The 16,617-nt window shown below is 69.2% G+C and carries 18 protein-coding genes and 1 tRNA gene; 13 read left to right on the top strand and 6 right to left on the bottom strand.

What is annotated here, in order from left to right; genetic code table 11:
* Positions 1 to 89 precede the first annotated feature (89 nt).
* From H7F51_RS02215 to H7F51_RS02225, 3 genes are all read left to right on the top strand, one after another.
* The gene (locus H7F51_RS02215; RefSeq protein ID WP_343061173.1) at positions 90 to 275 is read left to right on the top strand and encodes a NepR family anti-sigma factor; all 186 of its coding nucleotides are present in this window, start codon (positions 90 to 92) and stop codon (positions 273 to 275) included.
* A gap of 98 nt (positions 276 to 373) precedes the next feature.
* A complete protein-coding gene (locus tag H7F51_RS02220) occupies positions 374 to 925 on the top strand; it encodes a sigma-70 family RNA polymerase sigma factor (protein WP_246447715.1) in 552 nt (183 codons plus the stop codon).
* A gap of 72 nt (positions 926 to 997) precedes the next feature.
* Entirely contained in the window at positions 998 to 2,191 is a 1,194-nt protein-coding gene (locus H7F51_RS02225; protein ID WP_185662592.1) for an AI-2E family transporter, read from the top strand.
* An 83-nt stretch (positions 2,192 to 2,274) separates the two neighbouring features.
* Here the strand turns inward: H7F51_RS02225 and H7F51_RS02230 are convergent, their stop codons facing one another.
* Complete coding sequence (locus tag H7F51_RS02230) at positions 2,275 to 2,886, bottom strand: superoxide dismutase (protein WP_185662593.1); 612 nt, start codon at positions 2,884 to 2,886, stop codon at positions 2,275 to 2,277.
* Positions 2,887 to 2,989: 103 nt separating this feature from the next.
* Positions 2,990 to 4,255 carry a dicarboxylate/amino acid:cation symporter gene (locus tag H7F51_RS02235; RefSeq protein WP_185662594.1) on the bottom strand — a complete coding sequence of 422 codons (1,266 nt, stop codon included), beginning with the start codon at positions 4,253 to 4,255 and terminating at the stop codon, positions 2,990 to 2,992.
* 94 nt (positions 4,256 to 4,349) lie between these two features.
* Here H7F51_RS02235 and glmM point away from each other — a divergent pair, with 94 nt between their 5' ends.
* The 3 genes from glmM (at position 4,350) to thiD (ending at position 6,816) form a co-directional block, all read left to right on the top strand.
* Positions 4,350 to 5,690, top strand: coding sequence for a phosphoglucosamine mutase (glmM, locus tag H7F51_RS02240; protein ID WP_185662595.1), 1,341 nt, complete (start codon positions 4,350 to 4,352; stop codon positions 5,688 to 5,690).
* Complete coding sequence (locus H7F51_RS02245) at positions 5,690 to 5,914, top strand: DUF1272 domain-containing protein (protein WP_185662596.1); 225 nt, start codon at positions 5,690 to 5,692, stop codon at positions 5,912 to 5,914. The genes glmM and H7F51_RS02245 overlap by 1 nt, the downstream gene beginning before the upstream one ends.
* 134 nt (positions 5,915 to 6,048) lie before the next feature.
* Positions 6,049 to 6,816: a bifunctional hydroxymethylpyrimidine kinase/phosphomethylpyrimidine kinase gene (thiD, locus tag H7F51_RS02250; RefSeq protein ID WP_185662597.1), complete on the top strand. Its 768-nt coding sequence runs from the start codon at positions 6,049 to 6,051 to the stop codon at positions 6,814 to 6,816.
* A 141-nt stretch (positions 6,817 to 6,957) separates the two neighbouring features.
* Here the strand turns inward: thiD and H7F51_RS02255 are convergent, their stop codons facing one another.
* Positions 6,958 to 7,827, bottom strand: coding sequence for an LOG family protein (locus tag H7F51_RS02255; protein ID WP_185662598.1), 870 nt, complete (start codon positions 7,825 to 7,827; stop codon positions 6,958 to 6,960).
* A gap of 249 nt (positions 7,828 to 8,076) precedes the next feature.
* On the opposite strand from H7F51_RS02255, the gene H7F51_RS02260 reads away from it, so the two are divergent.
* The gene (locus H7F51_RS02260; RefSeq protein WP_185662599.1) at positions 8,077 to 8,331 is read left to right on the top strand and encodes a hypothetical protein; all 255 of its coding nucleotides are present in this window, start codon (positions 8,077 to 8,079) and stop codon (positions 8,329 to 8,331) included.
* Between the two features lie 118 nt (positions 8,332 to 8,449).
* On the opposite strand, the gene H7F51_RS02265 is transcribed toward H7F51_RS02260, so the two are convergent.
* Positions 8,450 to 8,523, bottom strand: a tRNA-Gln gene (locus H7F51_RS02265).
* A gap of 68 nt (positions 8,524 to 8,591) precedes the next feature.
* The gene (locus H7F51_RS02270; protein WP_246447670.1) at positions 8,592 to 9,185 is read right to left on the bottom strand and encodes a PAS domain-containing protein; all 594 of its coding nucleotides are present in this window, start codon (positions 9,183 to 9,185) and stop codon (positions 8,592 to 8,594) included.
* A gap of 291 nt (positions 9,186 to 9,476) precedes the next feature.
* On the opposite strand from H7F51_RS02270, the gene H7F51_RS02275 reads away from it, so the two are divergent.
* From H7F51_RS02275 to H7F51_RS02285, 3 genes are read left to right on the top strand one after another with little or no spacing between them, the layout of a single operon-like run.
* A complete protein-coding gene (locus H7F51_RS02275; RefSeq protein ID WP_185662600.1) occupies positions 9,477 to 10,784 on the top strand; it encodes a Ppx/GppA phosphatase family protein in 1,308 nt (435 codons plus the stop codon).
* Positions 10,785 to 10,797: 13 nt separating this feature from the next.
* Positions 10,798 to 11,460, top strand: coding sequence for an RlmE family RNA methyltransferase (locus tag H7F51_RS02280; protein WP_185662601.1), 663 nt, complete (start codon positions 10,798 to 10,800; stop codon positions 11,458 to 11,460).
* A gap of 43 nt (positions 11,461 to 11,503) precedes the next feature.
* Entirely contained in the window at positions 11,504 to 12,256 is a 753-nt protein-coding gene (locus tag H7F51_RS02285) for an AraC family transcriptional regulator (RefSeq protein WP_185662602.1), read from the top strand.
* Positions 12,257 to 12,564: 308 nt separating this feature from the next.
* On the opposite strand, the gene H7F51_RS18790 is transcribed toward H7F51_RS02285, so the two are convergent.
* Positions 12,565 to 13,512, bottom strand: coding sequence for a c-type cytochrome (locus tag H7F51_RS18790; RefSeq protein WP_185662603.1), 948 nt, complete (start codon positions 13,510 to 13,512; stop codon positions 12,565 to 12,567).
* Positions 13,513 to 13,701: 189 nt separating this feature from the next.
* On the opposite strand from H7F51_RS18790, the gene H7F51_RS02295 reads away from it, so the two are divergent.
* The 3 genes from H7F51_RS02295 to H7F51_RS02305 all read left to right on the top strand — a co-directional run bounded on the left by H7F51_RS02295 (position 13,702) and on the right by H7F51_RS02305 (position 16,613).
* Positions 13,702 to 14,595: a prephenate dehydratase gene (locus H7F51_RS02295; RefSeq protein WP_185662928.1), complete on the top strand. Its 894-nt coding sequence runs from the start codon at positions 13,702 to 13,704 to the stop codon at positions 14,593 to 14,595.
* A 72-nt stretch (positions 14,596 to 14,667) separates the two neighbouring features.
* Positions 14,668 to 15,321: a hypothetical protein gene (locus H7F51_RS02300; protein ID WP_343061175.1), complete on the top strand. Its 654-nt coding sequence runs from the start codon at positions 14,668 to 14,670 to the stop codon at positions 15,319 to 15,321.
* Positions 15,318 to 16,613 carry a DUF4350 domain-containing protein gene (locus H7F51_RS02305; RefSeq protein WP_185662604.1) on the top strand — a complete coding sequence of 432 codons (1,296 nt, stop codon included), beginning with the start codon at positions 15,318 to 15,320 and terminating at the stop codon, positions 16,611 to 16,613. The genes H7F51_RS02300 and H7F51_RS02305 overlap by 4 nt, the downstream gene beginning before the upstream one ends.
* The last annotated feature ends 4 nt before the right edge of the window (positions 16,614 to 16,617 follow it).

Raw genomic sequence — 16,617 nt, forward strand, 5'->3', positions numbered from 1 at the left:
TTGCCCGTGGTTTGCTGGCGTGTAAGGGGAGAGTGGCACGGCCGCCCCGGCCATGCACTCGATTTGGATCAGGGACAGCGCGCACCGTAATGACGCAGGACAAAAGCCCCGGAAAGGCAGACCCATCAATGCAACCGGAGACCACCCGCGCAGGCAGGAAAGCCAGGCCGGAGTGGGCTGATGGCCTGCGGCAGCTTTACGATTCCGTCGTCAACGAACCGCTGCCTGACAGCTTTGCCGATCTGATCTCCAAGCTGGACGATACTGGCAAATGAGCAAAGCACCGGCCCCCGCAGGGCCCCTGGACCGCCCCGCCAGCGCCCCCAGCGGCCAGCATCGCAGCGAAAGCGACCGCATCGCCTTCAAGCGCGAGATGACCGCCGTCATCCCGCACCTGCGCGCCTTCGCCCGCGGCCTTTGCGGCCGCCCCGACCTCGCCGACGATCTCGTGCAGGAAACCCTGCTCAAGGCCTGGGCCGCGCAGGACCGGTTCGAGCCGGGTACCTCGATGCGCGCCTGGACCTTCGTCATCCTGCGCAACGCCTACCTCACCGACATGCGCCGCAACCGCTTCCGCGGCGAATATGACGAGGGCGTGGCCGAACGCACGCTAACCGCGCCGGCCGGGCAGGAAGGCCCGCTTCACCTCGCCGACATGCACCGCGCCCTGCTCACCTTGCCCCACGAGCGGCGCGAGGCCCTGCTCCTCGTCGGCGCCGGCGGCTTCAGCTACGAGGAAGCGGCCGAGATCTGCGGATGCGCCGTCGGCACGATCAAGAGCCGGGTCGGCCGCGCCCGCGCCGCGCTCTCCCGGATGATCGAGAACGGCGAGATGCCCCGCCGCGGCAAGGGCGGCGAGGATGCCGCACACCGCGCGATCATGAAGGATCTCGATCACGTCGCTCACGGCGGCACGCTGGACTAGAGCGGATTGACTGGGGGGCCCACACAACCAGTGCTTGATCCGCCGGCCTCCCCGCGCCTAGATTCCCCGGCAATGACCGCCGAGGGACCAGACAGAGCAGATCAACCCAGCTTCGCCGGCCCGCCCGCGTCGGACGATCCCGCGCCGTTCGCCGCCCAGCAGCTGCGCCTCGTCTCGGCCCTGGTCATGCTTCTCGGGCTCGGCCTGTTCCTCGCCCTGCCCTTCGTCCTTTCCAGCGCGGCCGTGGTCTTCCTGCCGCTGTTCACGGCGGCGATCCTCTCGATCGTGCTGTCCCCGCTTGCCGACCAGTTGATGAAGTTCGGCCTGCCCAACCTGCTCAGCTCGGCGCTGGCGCTCCTGCTGTTCATCGCCCTCGTGGTCATGGCGATCTCGCTGATCCTGATCCCTGCCCTCGCGCTCGCCGACGATATCCCCGCGATGGTCGGGCGCGCCGCCCAGCAGCTCACCCGCCTGCGCTCCAACCTTGACTGGATCAACCAGCTGAGCACGGCGCTGGCCCGCCTCTCCGGCCGGGCCCCGATCCGCGAAGTGGTCGTGGCCAGCCCATCGGTGGTCGAACAGGTCGCCGTCGCCACCCCTAGCGTGGTCCTTGAAACCCTGCTCACCCTGCTGATGAGCTTCTTCATGATCGAATCGCGGCTGCGCCTGCGCCAGCACCTGCTGTTCGATCGCACCTCGTTCGGCTCCAGCCTCAAGGCGGCCCGCCTGGTGCGCGAGATCCAGGACCGCGTCGGCAGCTACATTCTCACCGTTGCCCTGATCAATGCCGTTGTCGGCGCCATCACCGCCTTCGGCGCCTGGGCGCTGGGCTGGAACGCCCCGATCATGTGGGGCGGGATCGCCGCCCTGCTCAACTTCGTGCCCTACGTCGGCCCGCTGACCATGATCGGCGCCCTCACCCTCGTCGGCATCGCCACTTACGATACCGTGGCCATGGGCATGGTCGCGCCGCTGGCCTACCTCGCCATCCACGCGACCGAGGCCAATGTCATCACCCCGGCCGTGCTCGGCCGCCGCTTCACCGTGAACCCGGTGCTGATCCTGTTCTCGTTCAGCCTGTTCACCTGGGTCTGGGGCGTCATCGGCGCCCTGCTCTCGGTGCCGATCCTGATCACCATCACCGCCGCGCTCGACCATCTCGGCAAGCCCAACATCGTCGGCTTCGTCTTCGGCGAACCCCTGTTCCCCCACCTCCCCGAAGTGGCCGTGGCCGAGGAAAGCGCCGCCGCCGCGGAACTGGGCTGACGGCCTGCCCATGTCCGGAATGAAGCAGGGCCGCGCGCGCCGAGGGAAACGCGCGGCCCCGATCACTCAGGCTGGCCCGGCACTCAGGCCGGATAGACCCAGCGGCCTTCGCTGGCGAGGTTCGCGGCGGCGAAGTCCCAGTTGATCAGCTCGTCCAGAACCGCCTTGAGGTAGTCCGGCCGCAGGTTCTTGCGGTCGACGTAGTAGGCGTGTTCCCAGAGGTCGATCACCAGCAGCGGCTTGGCGCCGGTGTCGGCCAGGGTCTCGGCGTCGTGCGTGTCGACCACGACCAGCTTGCCGCCTTCTTCGGCCAGCCACACCCAGCCCGAGGCAAAGTGGTCGGCGCCGCTGCTGGCCAGTTCCTTGGTGAGCGCCTCGACCGAACCGAAGTCACGCTCGATCGCGGCGAGCAGCTCGCCGGCCGGGGCGGTCTTGTCCGGGCTCAGGCTGGCCCAGTAGAACCCGTGATTCCAGGTCTGGGCGGCGTTGTTGAACAGCTTGGGATTATCCTTGCGGGCCGCCGCGACGATATCCTCGAGCGCGGCGTTTTCCAGCGCGGTGCCGGCAGTGGCGGCATTGGTCTTGTCGACATAGGCCTTGTGGTGCTTGCCGTGGTGGACGTCGAGCGTGGCCGAGGAAATGGCAGGCGAAAGCGCGTCCGCCCCATAGGGCAACGGCATCAGCGAGATCGGCATGGGAACTCCGTAAGGCTATGGAAGATAAGGATCGGATGGGCCGAAAGAACCCGGCCCTGCGCTGGGAAACGCCCGCGTCCCCTGTCGTTTCCTCCGCCTCGCGTCAAGCCGTGCGCGAACGACGGTCGACCGTCGCGGTCACCGCCACGTCCATCGTCACATTGGCAAGGGTGCGCATCAGGTCGGGCAGCATCTCGACCGCCACGAGCAGGCCGAGCGGCCCGGTCGGCACGCCCATGGCCAGCGCGATCGGCGCGGTCGAGGCGATGAAGCTGATCGTGCCGGGCAGGGAGATCGTCCCGAAGGTCGTGGCCACGGCCACGGCCACCCCGGCGGCGATCGCGGCGGGCGGCAGCGGCGTGCCGGTCAGCCGCGCGACATAGATGCCCACGGCGAGGTTCATCACCGGGCTGGTCGCGCGGAACAGGGCCACGGCCAGCGGGAGGACGAAGTCGGCGCTGGCGCTGCGCACGCCGAGGGAGCGGCAGGCCGCCAGCATGGCCGGCAGGCAGGCGAGCGAGGACTGGGTCGAGAGCGCCATGGCCTGAACCGGCAGCATGGTCCGGGCAAAGGCGCCCAGCGCGAGCCGTCCGCCCAGCACCGCCAGGCCGTAGCCCGCCACGAAGACGATCGCCCCCATGCTCGCCACCACGGCGATGTAATGGGCGAGCGCCGCGATCGCGTCACTGCCGGCAGCGGAGGAAACCCCCAGCGCCAGCGCGAAGACCCCGACCGGCGCCAGCCGCAGGACCCAGCCGATGATCACCATCATCGTCGCCGCAAGGGCCGCGAACACATTCGCCATCAGGTCTCGCGGCGCGGCCGGCAGCCGGGTCGTGGCCATGGCGAACAGCGCGAAGAAAGCCAGCACCGGCAGGACCAGGTCCCCGGCCGCCGCCGCCACCACGTTGGCCGGAAGCAGGGCATCAAGGAAATCGGCAAAGGCGGGCAGCGACCCGCTCGCCGCTGGGGCCGCTGCCTGCAAGGCCGCCGCCGCTCGCTGCGGCACAGGAAACAGGTCGAGCGCCAGTGGCATCAACACGGCGGCCATCACCGTGCCCACGCCGAGCACCGCCACGAACAGGCCCAGCGTGCGCCGCGCCATCGGCCCCGCCTCGGCCGCGGCGACCGACTGGACGATCCCCGTGACCAGCAGCGAAACCACCAGCGGCAGGATGGTCATCTGCAAGGCGCGAAGCCACAGGTGGCCGAGCGGCGCGATCATCGCGCTCAAGCCGCCGCCTTCGCCCACCAGCAGCCCCAGCACGAGGCCGCCGACCAGCCCCGCCAGCGTCAGCCCGGCCGGAACCTTCACTTCGGGGATCATCGCGGAAAGATCGGGCGCGCCCGTGCCGGTGTCGTGCTGCATGGACGCTCCATTGCTCTTTGCTAAGGTGACAATAGACTGGCCATGATCCATGGCAAAGCCACGCACGCACAATACGAGATTGAGCGAAGACCTCATGAGCAAGCACTATTTCGGAACCGACGGGATCCGCGGCCGCACCAACGCCGGGGTGATGACCGCCGCCACCGCGATGAAGGTCGGCATGGCCGCCGGCAAACGCTTCCTGCGCGGCGATCACCGCCACCGCGTGGTGATCGGCAAGGACACCCGCCTGTCCGGCTACATGCTGGAAAACGCGATGGTCGCCGGTTTCACGTCGGTCGGCATGGACGTCGTCCTGCTCGGGCCGATGCCCACCCCTGCCGTGGCTCTCCTCACCCGCGAACTGCGCGCCGATGTCGGGGTGATGATTTCGGCCAGCCACAACCCCTATGAGGACAACGGCATCAAGCTGTTCGGCCCCGATGGCTTCAAGCTGTCGGACGAGGACGAGCTGGCGATCGAGGCCATGCTGGGCGAGGAAATCGACCTTGCCCCCTCGCCCGAGATCGGCCGCGCCCGCCGCATCGACGATGCCCGCGGCCGCTACATCCACGCGGTCAAGGCCAGCCTGCCCGAAAACGTCCGGCTCGACGGGCTCAAGATCGTGGTCGATTGCGCCAATGGCGCGGCCTATCAGGTCGCCCCGTCCGCGATCTGGGAACTCGGCGCGGAAATCCACGCCATCGGGGTCAATCCCAATGGCCGCAACATCAACGAACGCTGCGGCTCGACTCACCTCGATCTCGTCCGCGAAACCGTGGTCGCCTCGGGCGCCGACATCGGCATCGCGCTGGATGGCGACGCCGACCGCCTGATCGTGATCGACGAAAAGGGCGCCGTGGTCGACGGCGACCAGATCATGGCCCTGCTCGGCACCGAGATGGCCCAGCGCGGCCTCCTGCGCGGCGGCGGCGTGGTTGCCACGGTCATGTCCAACCTCGGCCTCGAACGCTACCTCGCCGGGCAGGACCTGACCCTCGAACGCACCGCCGTGGGCGACCGCCACGTGCTCGAACGCATGAAGACCCAGGGCTTCAACGTCGGCGGCGAACAGTCCGGCCACATGATCCTGCTCGACCATGCCACCACCGGAGACGGCACGGTCGCCGCCCTGCAGGTCCTCGCCGCGCTCGTCCGCTCGGGCAAGCGCGCCAGCGAATTGCTCCACCTGTTCGACCCTGTGCCCCAGCTGCTCAAGAACGTCCGCTTCTCCGGCGGCAAGCCGCTGGCCGATGCCCGCGTGCAGAAGGTGATCGCCGAGGCCGAGGCCCAGCTTTCCGGGCGAGGCCGCCTCGTCATCCGCCCCTCGGGCACTGAACCGGTCATTCGCGTCATGGCCGAGGGCGACGACAGCTCCGAGGTCGCCTCGGTCGTCGGCGCGATCTGCGATGCCGTGGCAGAGGCCGCCGCCTGATGCTGGAAATGCGCCCCGACTGCGAACGCTGCGGCACCGACCTGCCGGCCGAAGCCCCCGGCGCCTTCATCTGCTCGTTCGAATGCACCTTCTGCGCCGAATGCGCCGATGCGCTCGACGAACTCTGCCCCAATTGCGGCGGAGAGCTGATGGACCGCCCGACGCGCGCCAAGCGCCATCATGCCGAGAATCCGCCGTCAAACGTAAGGCACTATAAAGGGTAGCCTTCTCCCCTCCCGCAAGCGGGAGAGGCCGGGGGTGGGCAAAGCCCCAATCACCCAACCCCCGCTCAGCCTGAGCCCTTCGACAGGCTCAGGACATGCTTGTCGAAGGCCGCGCGCTGCCCTAGCCCCAAGCCATGCCCGCCAAGCCCCCCCGCATCCTCGTCATCGCCGGTTCCGACAGTTCCGGCGGCGCCGGCATCCAGGCTGACCTCAAGACGATCACCATGCTCGGCGGCTACGGAATGACCGCGATCACCGCGATCACCGCCCAGAACACTCTCGGTGTCACCATGGTCGAGGCCCTCTCGCCCCAGCTCGTCGCCGCCCAGATCGACGCCTGCCTGTCCGACATCGGCGCCGATGCGGTGAAGATCGGCATGCTCGGCTCGGCCGCGCTGGGCCACCTCGTGGCAGACCGGCTGGAAGGCCTGTCCTGCCCGGTGGTGTTCGATCCGGTGATGATCGCCACCAGTGGCGCCGTCCTCGCCGATCCCGAGACCGTTGCCGCCTTCGAACGGCTGATGGCGCTGGCTACCCTGACCACCCCCAACGTCCCCGAACTCGCCGCGCTCGGCGGCCCCGCAGGCATGGCCGCGCGGCGGGTCGCCTATCTCGCCAAGGGCGGCGATGCCGCAGGCGATGTGCTGGAAGATCGCCTGGTGATCCCGGGGCAGGCAGACAGGGTATGGCACGCCGCGCGCATCCACACCCGCCACACCCACGGCACCGGCTGCACGCTGGCCAGCGCCGTCGCCACGTTCCTCGCCTCCGGCCTGGCGCTGGCCGAGGCGGTGGAACGCGCCCGCGTCTTCGTCCGTGCCGCACTGCTCGCCGCGCCCGGCTTCGGCGCCGGCCACGGACCGCTCGGTCATCAGGCGGTCGGCGATATTCCCGGAGACTAGGACGGATCGAAATTCAGCTCAGACCGAGACGAAAATGGTGCTTTTCCGTGACCCGGCGCGCAGCGTACTCAAAGTACGTGAGCACCGGAAGCGCGGAGAAGCGCCATTTGCAGGCCGGTATGGGCTGAATTTCGATCCGTCCTAGTCCAGCTCGTAGAACGCGCGGATCACTGCCCAGCCTTCCTCGGCGGTCTCCACGATCCTGAACAGCTTGAGATCATGCTCGTTGACCACGCCTTCCTCGGCGAGGGCTTCGAAGTTGATCACCCGGTTCCAGAACTCTGCGCCATAGAGCAGGATCGGGATCGGCTTCATCTTCCCGGTCTGGATCAGGCAAAGCAGCTCGAAGAACTCGTCGAACGTCCCGAACCCGCCCGGAAACACCGCCACGGCCCGCGCCCGCAGCAGGAAATGCATCTTCCTGAGGGCAAAGTAGTGGAACTGGAACGAGAGGTGCGGGGTCACATAGCTGTTGGGCGCCTGCTCGTGGGGCAGCACGATGTTGAGCCCCACGGTCTCGCCCCCCGCCTCGACCGCGCCGCGGTTCGCCGCTTCCATGATCGACGGGCCGCCGCCCGAGCAGACCACGAACTGGCGCATCCCGTCTTCCACGATCGCGCATTCGGTGGCGATCCGGGCCAGCTTGCGCGCCTCGTCGTAATACTTCGCCTTGGCCGCGAGCCTCTCGTTCACCTTCTGCCGATCCGGCGTGGTCGGCATCTCCCGCACCGCCGCGGCCGCCTCGGGCGAGGGGATGCGGGCCGAACCGTAGCAGACCAGCATCGAGCCGATCTTCGCCTCTTCGAGCAGCATCTCGGCCTTGAGCAGCTCGAGCTGGAAGCGGACGGGCCTCAGTTCCTCACGCAAAAGGAAGTCGGTGTCGCGAAAGGCCAGGCGGTAGGCCGGGTCCTGGGTCTGCGGGGTGGTGTGGGGCCGGGCCTCGGCAAATGAGGCTTCCTGCTCGGCCTTATAGAACTTGCGGTCGGTGAGATGGTGGTCTTCTTCGTGCATTTCCCAAACCTTGCCGCACACGCGGCAAAGCGCAACGAATTAATGCCCCGGCGCGAGCCGTGGTGCGCCGGCAGCCCCCAAAACACGCCTTCCGGCTCGGTCCATCACCCGAGAACCGCGTTTCGCCGCATTGCAGCATAAATCAGGGAACGCCCGCGCGCCTCGGGCTTACCCCCGTTGTTCGCACGCATCCGCCAAAGCCCGTCAACCGGGGCCGTTACTGGCCGGTCAGTCCAGAGGAGTACCGCCATGTCCGTTTCCTCACGCCCGTTTGCCGCCGCCCTTCCGCTTGCCGCTTTGATAGCCGGCGGCGCCTATGCCGATACCCGCTCGGCCGCAGCCATCCCGGCCAAGGCGGCCGCCAACGCCGCCGCGCCGCAATCCACGCCGCAATCTACGCCGCAAGGGCCCAAGGCCGGCTTCCCCGACAGTCCCGGCCTCGACCGCGCCCGCGAAGTCGCCAACGAACACGCCCGCTTCCTCCGCCCCGACAGCGAGGGCTGATCGCCCCGCCACTGCCGGAATGTCACTGCCCGAACAGCGCCGCCCCCGCCGGCGCGATGGCCGCGCGCCAGCGCCCGAAGCACGGTACGGCGGCAAATTTCGGCGATGTGTGAAGTCCTGGATGCCCCGCGAGGATTCGAACCTCGATTGACGGAGTCAGAGTCCGTAGTCTTACCTTTAGACGACGGGGCAGCTCGGAGCGGGCCATCTAGTCCGCCCGGACTGCCCGGTCAAGGTGATTCGGGGCGCTGATTTCGCGCTCAGTATCCCGCCTCGATTGCGATCCGGATTGCCTCGGCCGGGGTCCGCACCCCCAGCGCCCGAAGCACCGCCCCGCGGTGCATCTTGACCGTCCGTTCCGACAGGCCCAGCTCGTGCGCGGTCTGCTTGTTGAGCTTGCCCGCGGTCATTTCCACCAGCACCTCGTGCTGACGCGCGGAGAGCGCCCCGATCCGCTCGCGCGCCGCGCGGCGCCGGTCCTCGCCGTCCCGCACCGCGCCTGTCACCTCGACCTGCGAGCCGACGAAATGGATCACCTCGCCATCGTCGCCGAAAATCGGCGCGATCATCACCGCGTTGCGAAACGGGGTCCCGTCCTTGCGATAATTGACGATCTCGGTCAGCACCGGCTGGCGCCGCGCGATCGCCTCGCGCAGGGCTGCACTCGCCGCCGGATCGGTGCCGGCCCCGGCAAGAAACCGGCAGTTGCGACCCAAAATCTCGGCCTCGGCATAGCCCGTCAGCTCCTCGAAGGCGCGGTTGCAGGCGACGATCGGATTGTCCGGCTGGCGCGGATCGCTGAGCACGGCGGCGGTTGCACTGCGGGCGATCATCTCCAGCAAGGAAAGCGTCATTTCGCGGTCAACTCCCTGCGGCCCGCGGGCGCCCCCTGCCCCAATGGCCATATTGCCCGGCTGCCCGCGCCATGTAAGCACGGCAAAAGGCGGTCTTGCGTTAGATGTACCCCCCTGTGCCAGCCAAGACCCCGGCAAGTCCACCGGAACCTTGCGCCAGCCCCCGCAGGCCTGTTCCGGTGGACAAGCCCCGGCCGCCCCCCGCACTTGCCGTAATCGCTTGCGCCGTCTAGCATGGCCGTCAGGTACCCGTCGCACCCGGCGGGCTTTTGGAAATATCGAGTAACCAGTATGGCGGAATCCCTTCCGCCGGCAATGCGGGGAGAATCAGGCCAGCGCCGCGCGAAGGAACCGGGAACCAGCACCAGCAGCCGCCCCGCGGCTCACCGCTCCCGCAAGTCCGCAGCCGCAGCCTCCCGCACCTCCGGCGGCCGTCCCGATCGCGAGGCCGCGCCTGCCGCGCCCACCCGGTCCGACGGCAACGAGTCGAATGGCTCCGGCAATGGCTCCGGAGGAGGCAGCGCCCCCGCTCCGGCCGGCACCGCTCCTGCCGGCAGTCCCACTGCCGGCAATGCCGTCCAGCGCCAGGCCTATGCCGCGATCGATCTCGGCACCAACAATTGCCGCCTGCTGATCGCCCGGCCGCAAGGGCAAAACTTCGTCGTGGTCGATGCCTTCAGCCGCGTCGTCCGGCTGGGCGAGGGGCTGGCCCAGGCCGGCCGCCTGTCCGACGCGGCGATGGACCGCGCGCTCTCCGCGCTCTCGGTCTGCGCCGACAAGCTCAAGCGCCGCAATGTCCACCTCGCCCGCTCTGTGGCGACCGAGGCCTGCCGCCGCGCCAGCAACGGCATGGACTTCATCGACCGGGTGCGCCGCGAAACCGGCATCGCGCTCGACGTGATCAGCGCCCAGGAAGAAGCGCGCCTGGCCGTGCTCGGCTGCCACATCCTGCTCGAACAGGGCGAAGGCCCGGCGATGATCTTCGACATCGGCGGCGGCTCGACCGAGCTGGTCCTGATCGAGAACGGCCCCACGGTGCCGCGCATCCTCGATTGGCAGTCGGTCCCCTGGGGGGTCGTCTCCCTCACCGAAACCTGCGGCGGCGAGGGCGAGAGCGCGGCTGACCGCGCTGCCCGTTATGCCCGCATGCGCGGCCTGGTGGACGACAGCTTCGCCACTTTCGCCGAACGGCTGACCGAACACCTCGCCGGCGGCGGCAGCGGCAGGGCCGACCTGCGCCTGCTCGGCACCTCGGGCACGGTCACCACGCTGGCCAGCCTCCACCTCGAACTGCCGCAATACGATCGCGGCGCGGTCGACGGCCTCGTCGTCCCGGCCGAATCGATGCGCGCCATTTCCACCCGCCTCGCCGGCCTTTCGCCGGCCGAGCGCCGCCTCGTTCCCTGCATCGGGCGCGAGCGGGCCGATCTCGTCGTCGCCGGCTGCGCGATCCTCGAATCGATCCTCGACATCTGGCCCGCCAGCCGTCTTGGCGTGGCCGATCGCGGCATCCGCGAAGGCATCCTGCGCTCGCTCATGGCCTCGGGCCTGCGCGCCGAATCCGCCCAGGCGGCCCTGCGCCGCCTGCGGGCCCAGTAACGAGTTACCCGCTATGAGCAGATCCGGCCGCGACCCCGGCGAACGCCTGAAGACCGCGAAAAAGCGCACGGTCTCCTCCGCCCGCTGGCTCACCCGCCAATTGAACGACCCCTACGTCAAGCAGGCCAAGGCCGACGGCTACCGCAGCCGCGCCGCCTACAAGCTGGCCGAGCTGGACGACCGTTTTGCCCTACTCAAGGGCGCGAAGCGCGTGGTCGACCTCGGCATCGCGCCGGGCGGCTGGAGCCAGGTCGTGCGCCAGCGCGCGCCCGCCGCCAAAGTCGTCGGCATCGATCTGCTCCCCACCGAGCCGATCGAGGGCGTCACCATCTTCGAGATGGACTTCATGGCCGACGAAGCCCCCGCCGCGCTCGAAGGCGCGCTGGATGGCCCGCCCGACCTCGTCATCTCCGACATGGCCGCCAACACCGTCGGCCACAAGCAGACCGACCACCTGCGCACCATGGGCCTCGTGGAAACGGCGGTCGACTTCGCGATCACAACGCTCGAACCCGGCGGCGCCTTCGTCGCCAAGGTCTTCGCCGGCGGCACCGATCAGGCGCTGCTGACCATCCTGAAAAAGAACTTCACCACGGTGAAACACGCCAAGCCCCCGGCCAGCCGCAAGGGCTCGTCTGAGTGGTACGTGATTGCGCAGGGGTTCAAGGGGCGCTGAGCGGGCAACCGGTGCCGGCGGCGACCATGCTGAAAGGGTGCCAATGGCCGGCGGACGGGCAAGGTTGGCAATCGGCCGGGGCGTCAGCGTCTGGGTGCTCGACGCCCCGGACGGACTGGGCGAATCCGGATTTCACGCCCATCACGCGATTCAGGTCACGGTCTGCCTGTCCGGGCACCTCGCGCTTGCCACCACCGACAACTGCGTTCGCGCCGGCGCTATCGCCGTTGCACCCGACATCCAACACCGGATCGACGCCCGCGGCCTGCTGGCCTTCGTCTTCATCGAACCGGAAAGCCCGGCGGGCAGGGCGCTGGGCGCGGGCCTGTTCGCCGACAACGGGTTGGTTGCGCTTGACCGGCCGGGGCTCGAACCCGCCGCGTGGTGGCAGCAGGCGCTCGATCGCGGGCACTCCGATGCCGATCTGCTGGACAGAGGCCTCACCCTCGCAACCGGCGGGATTCCGGTCCGGGCGACCTCCGGTTGCGATCCGCGCATCGACCGGATCATCCGGCACAGCGCAGACCAGCTTAACCCGTCGCTCGGTGCAGCCGCTGCCGCGTGCGGGGTCAACCTTTCGCCCAGCCGCTTGCGGCACCTGTTCGTCGAACAGACCGGATTGGCATACAAGACATACCTGCTCTGGGTCCGCCTGACCAAGGCGCTCGACGTCTATGCGACCGGCGCTTCTCTCACCGAGGCCGCCCACGCGGCCGGCTTTGCCGATTCGGCCCATTTCAGCCGGGTGTTCAAGCGCACCTTCGGTTCTCCGGCGACCACGCTGACGCGGGTCTGAGGAAGCAATTTCAGCCGTTACGTTCAATCCCGCCGGGGCCGGGCCGCCTATCATGACATTCCCAACCAAGGAGAAATGCCATGACCGGTTCCATTGAAACCTCCCGCCGCTGTTCCGATGCCTGCCGCTGCGTCAATTGCGGGTGCGGCAGCGCCTGCACCTCTAAGGCCGATTGCCGCTGTGCCGGCACGTGCCAATGCGGCGAGAAGGGCTGACCCGCCAGTCCAACCCGGCTTGCTGCCACGCAATGAAAAGGGCGGGAACCTTCCGGTCCCGCCCTTTTCAATTCCTGTCCGGAAAGGACCGCCTTACTTGGCCGCCGGAGCCGCCGCCGGCAGGGTCAGCTTGCCGCCCTGCGAGTTCAGGTAGGCGATCACGTTGGCGCGTTCCTTGTCGTCGGCGATGCCGGCGAAGGTCATCTTGGTGCCGGCGGCAACGGCCTTGGGGTTCTTCAACCACGCGTCGAGCGCGGCCGCGTCCCAGGTGCCGCCCTTGGCCTTGAGGTCGTCGGAGAAGGCGAAGCCGCCGCGGCCTTCGGCAACCTTGTCACCGGCAATGCCGTTGAGGTTCGGACCGATCCCGTTGGCGCCGCCCGCGTTGATCGTGTGGCACGACTGGCACTTCTTGAAGCTCTGCTCGCCCTTGGCGACGTCGGCCGAGGCCAGCAGCGCGTCGATCCCGGCGGGAGCCGCGGCAGCAGCGCCGCCAGCCGGAGCCGCCGGCACGGCCGGAAGCGGCAGGTTCGAGCCCTTCGAGTTGAGGAACAGGATCACGTTGGCGCGGTCCTGCCCGTCAGGCAGGCCGGCGAAGGTCATCTTGGTGCCGGCGGCGAAAGCCTTCGGGTTCTTCAGCCAGGTGTCGAGCGTGGCGAAATCCCACTTGCCGCCCTTGGCCTTGAGATCGTCGGAGAAGGCGAAGCCGCCCTTGCCCTGGGCGATGGCCTCGCCAACCGTGGCGAACAGGTTCGGGCCGATGCCGTTGGCGCCGCCCTGGTCGACCGTGTGGCACGACTGGCACTTCTTGAACACGGCCTCGCCCTTGGCGGGGTCGCCCTTGGCGAGACGGGCCTCGATCCCTTCCTCGGCAGCGGCAGCGCCGCCTTCGGACGAAACCACGCCCTCGATCTCGTAGCCCATCTTCTCGGGGCGCTCGGACTTGTCGGCAAGGAAGTAGTGCGCCGACAGGGTTCCCAGGCCCAGCGCGACGATGCCCGAAAACAAGGCCCAACCGGCGATGGTATTTTTACGGTCCTGCATGAATGCCCCGACGAAGAGTTGCTCTTGGCGTATCGGACGGCGCTCTAGTGAGACGAAGGCCCTCGCGCAAGGCCTATTGGCGCCGCCCCGGGGCGCAAAATCGCTGCAATGCACACCATGGGCACGCTATGACCGGCGAAGCCGATTGTTCTTGCCAGCCTTGGCCGCTTTGTGGCTAAGCCCAGCGCCATGCACAGCTATCCCGCCCCCGCGCTCGCGCTGGTCGAGCAGATGACCCAGAACGCCGCCGCCGATTCCCGCCGGGCAATGGCCTTCCAGGGCGCCCCGGGCTGCAACTCCCACCGCGCGGCCACCGAATACGCGCCTGACAGCCTGCCGCTGCCCTGCTTCTCGTTCGAGGACGCGCTTGAGGCGGTGAAGGAAGGCCGGGCCGACCGCGCGATCATCCCGATCGAAAATTCGCAGCACGGCCGCGTGGCAGACATTCATTTCCTGCTGCCCGAATCCGGCCTGTCGATCGTGGGCGAGCACTTCCTCTCGATCAACCACGCGCTGATGGCCCTGTCGGACGGCCCGTTCGAGGCGGCCTATTCCCACCCCCAGGCGCTGGGCCAGTCGCGCCGCTACCTGCGCGAACGCAGCATCGTGCCGCTCGCCTATGCCGACACGGCGGGCGCCGCGGCCCATGTGGCCGAACTGGGCGATACCAGCCTCGCCGCGATCGCCCCGCGCCTCGCCGCCGAGCTTTACGGGCTCAAGGTGATCGAGGACAATGTCGAGGATTCGGCCGACAACACCACCCGCTTCGTCGTCCTTGCCCGCGCCCCGCTCGATCCGGCCACGCTGGCCGGCAAGCAGGCCATGACCACGCTGGTCTTCGAGGTGAAGAACGTCCCCGCCGCGCTTTACAAGGCGCTCGGCGGCTTCGCCACCAACGGGGTCAACATGACCAAGCTGGAGAGCTACCAGAAGGGCGCAAGCTTCGCCGCGACCATGTTCTATGCCGACATCCTCGGCGCGCCCGGCGAGGCCCACATCGACCGCGCGATCGAGGAACTGGCCTTCCACTGCAAGGACCTGCGCCTGCTCGGCTGCTACGAACAGGCCCGCCCGCGCGGTTGATTTTTGGCGGGTGCGCCCCCGACATCCGTCGGGAGCTTGCACCCACCGCCCCGCCATGCCACCACTTTACGCGTGAGCGCACCGCAAGCATCCCCGGCCGATCCGCTGCGCGACTGGCAGGCCGTGCGCCATGCGGCCGACATCCAGTATGCCCCGCTCCAGATCCCCGACCAGAAGGTCGAGATCCCCGGCTGGCTGCAATGGCTGGGCAAGGCGCTGGAGGCGATTTTCGGCCCGCTCGGGCGCTGGCTCGGCATTGCCTGGCCGGTATTCGAGAAGATCCTGCTCGCCCTCGCCGTGGTCCTGCTCGCCCTGCTGCTCTGGCAGGTGCTGCGCCGCCTGCGCCTGCCCCGCAAGGCGCAGGCCCCCGAAGCCGCGCACTGGACGCCCGACCGCGCCGCCGCCCTCGTCCTGCTCGAGGATGCCGACCGTCTCGCCGCCGAGGGCCGCTATGACGAGGCGGCTCACCTCCTGCTCCAGCGCAGCGTCGGCCAGATCGGCGCGGCCCGGCCGGACTGGCTCGGCCCCGCCTCCACCGCGCGCGAGATCACGCACCTGCCCGGCCTGCCCGAAGGCGCCCGCCGCGCTTTCGCCGTGATCGCCGGGCGGGTCGAGCGCAGCCTCTTCGCCCTGCGCCCACTGGGGCGGGAAGACTGGACCACGGCCCGCGCCGCCTATGCCGATTTCGCGCTCGCCCCCCTCCCTTCGGCGGACGGCGCGCGATGAACCCCAACCCGCCGCCGTTCAGCCGCCGCGCGGTCCTCGCCCTCGTCGGCCTCGGCACGGCGCTGTTCCTCGCCCTGACCTACATGGTCGGCGCGGGCCTCGCGCATGGCCCGCTCAACGATGGCGGCAGCCACGGCGCGGGCAAGGGGCTGACCGGCTATGCCGCCCTCGCCGCCCTGCTCGAACGGCAGGGCTGGCAGGTCGCCATGGCCCGCACCCCGGCCGAGCTCAAACAGCCCGGCCTGCTGGTCCTCACCCCCCCGGCCGGCGCCAAGGGCGAAGACCTCGCCCGCGCGGTCGAGGCGCGGCGCCACATCGGGCCGACCGTCGTGGTCACGCCCAAGTGGCTGCCGGTTCCGCTGCAGAACCTGCAGGTCCCGCTCAAGGGCGCCAGGCCCGGCTGGGTCACCCTCGGCGGCACGGCCCTGCCCGGCTGGAAGGGCTTCCTTGACGAGATTGCGATCGGCACCGCCCCGCTCCCCGGCGGCCGCTGGACGGCGGACCGTGCCGCCGGGCAACTGCCCGATCCGCGCGTGGTCCTCTCCGGCCGGGGCGAGCGGCTGGTCCCGCTGGTCGAGGGCGCGGTCCCCTCCGGTCCAATACTCGCCGGCTTCATCGCCGATGGCGGCCACTACCCCGCGCTCGACGCCATGGCCCTCGTCGGCAGCGACCCCGGCGATGCGAACAGCGGTGTCTATCCCCTCGTCGTGGTTTTCGAGCCCGACCTGATCGACAATTACGGCCTCTCCCGCAGCGACAACGCGCTCTATGCCCTGCGCCTGTTCGACGCGGCCAGCGGCGGCATGGCCCCGCGCAGCGTCACCTTCGACATCTCGTTCAACGGCTTCGCCCGCTCGCCCAACCTCTTGACCCTGGCCTTCACCCCGCCGTTCCTTGCGGCCACGCTGTGCCTGCTGCTCGCCGCCCTGATCGTCGGCTGGCGCGCGTTCCTGCGCTTCGGCGGCGGTGCGGCGGAAGCGCCGATCGCTTTCGGCAAGGCCGCGCTGGTCGCCAATGCCGGAGGGCTGGTCCGCCGTTCCGGCCGGCTCCACCTCCTCGCCGCGCCCTATGCCGCCATGGTCCGCGACCGGCTGGTCCGCGCGCTCGGCCTGCCCCGCCATGCCGACGGCGCGGCGAGCGAGGCGGCGATCGACCGGGCGCTGGCCGTCCGCGCGCCCGAAGCCCGGCCCTTCTCCGTGGCCGCCGCCGCCTTGCGCGCGGCGCGCCGCCCGATAGACCTGCTGCGCGCCGCGCAGGATCTCCACGCGCTTGAAAGGATGCTGAAGGAATGACCGA

This window comes from Novosphingobium flavum, assembly GCF_014230315.1.
Lineage (GTDB): Bacteria > Pseudomonadota > Alphaproteobacteria > Sphingomonadales > Sphingomonadaceae > Novosphingobium > Novosphingobium flavum.